The 1,428-nt window shown below is 65.3% G+C and carries 1 protein-coding gene; it reads right to left on the reverse strand.

Going from position 1 to position 1,428, the window contains the following annotated elements; all coding sequences use genetic code 11:
• Positions 1-29 precede the first annotated feature (29 nt).
• On the reverse strand, positions 30-1,268 hold the full coding sequence (locus ACGFZQ_RS52240) for an IS256 family transposase (RefSeq protein ID WP_393846515.1): 1,239 nt from the start codon (positions 1,266-1,268) through the stop codon (positions 30-32).
• Positions 1,269-1,428 lie beyond the last annotated feature (160 nt).

A 1,428-nucleotide genomic window follows, 5' to 3' on the forward strand; every position in this document is an offset into this window, starting at 1 on the left:
GATGGTGCCCCTTCTCGTGGTGTAGGCGATCAACTGGCGGGCGTGTTCGGACTATTGGGTAGTGCGGGGGCGCTTTCGTGGAGTTCGGGATAGAGCTGGTCCATGCTGCCTTCGGGGAGGTAGCGGCGGGGGAAGGCGATCCATTCGTCGTGCATCTCGAAGAGCACGGCGGTGACCAGCCGTTCCAGGGCGGGCGGGTTGGGGAAGACCTGGACGACGTCGGTGCGGCGCTTGATCTCCCGGTTGATCCGCTCCAGCGGATTCGTGGACTGGATCTTCTTCCAGTGCCGCGGCGGGAAGTCCGCAAACGCGGTCAGGTCCTCCTTCGCCTCCAGCAACATGGCTTTGACCTTGGGGAACTGGGTGCCGAGCATGTCCGCGACGGTGTCCAGCTGGGTGCGCACCAGCTCGGCGGTGGGCTGCGTGAAGATCGTGCGGATCGTCGCGGCGACCATCTCGCCGGAGTCCTTGTCGATCACATTGAAGACGTTGCGCAGGAAATGAACCCTGCACCGCTGCCAGGCAGCGCCGAGCATGACCTTGCGGACCGCGGCTACCAGGCCCAAGTGCTGGTCGGTGATGACCAGACGGACTCCGGACAGGCCGCGTTCACGCAGGGAGCGCAGGAACTCCTTCCAGAACGCCTCGCTCTCGCTGTCTCCGACCATCAGCCCGAGGACCTCGCGGTTGCCGTCCTCGGTGATGCCGGTGGCAACCACGACGGCCTGGGAGACGATCTGGTGGTTCACCCGCGCCTTGCAATAGGTGGCGTCCAGGTAGACGTAGGGGAAGCGGACATGATCCAGAGGACGGGTTCGGAATGCGGTCAATGGCTCGTCCAGGGCCTGGCAGATCCGCGAGACCTCGGACTTGGAGATGCCGCTGTCCCCGCCGAGGGCTTTGACCAGGTCATCGACACTGCGAGTGGAGACGCCGTGCACGTACGCCTCCATGATGACGGCGTAGAGGGCCTGGTCGATGCGGCGCCGTCGCTCCAGCAGCGACGGGAAGAAGCTGCCGGTGCGGACTTTGGGGATCTCCAGGTCCAGGTCGCCGGCCAGCGTGGTCAGCACCTTGTCACGATGCCCGTTGCGGACGTTGGTTCGCGTTGGCGTCTGCTCGTTCCACTCCGCGCCGATACGGGCGGTCGCCTCGGCCTCGATCAGCTCCTGCACCATCCGCTCGGCGATGGCGCGGATGAGCTCGATTCCGTCGGTCGAGCGTAGTGACTCAAGGAGCCGTATCAGTTCAGACTGGGACAGGGCCATCGTGCACTCCTCGTGGTTGAACTGGCCGTTCACCAAGGAGAGTTACGCGGTGGCCCGCCCCGTGTTCAGGGAGCGGAACTCACCCGTGGAAGTGCGCCCCGGGCAGACGCCCGCGCACTCCCAGCCACTGATCCCGTACACCACGACGAGGGACACCATC

Origin of the sequence: Streptomyces sp. NPDC048254 (genome assembly GCF_043201895.1) — a bacterium.
Lineage (GTDB): Bacteria > Actinomycetota > Actinomycetes > Streptomycetales > Streptomycetaceae > Streptomyces.

What these genes read in the sequence shown, in the direction of transcription:
- ACGFZQ_RS52240 (WP_393846515.1), bottom strand. Translation starts at nt 1,268, where the DNA reads ATGGCCCTGTCCCAGTCTGAACTGATACGGCTCCTTGAGTCACTACGC.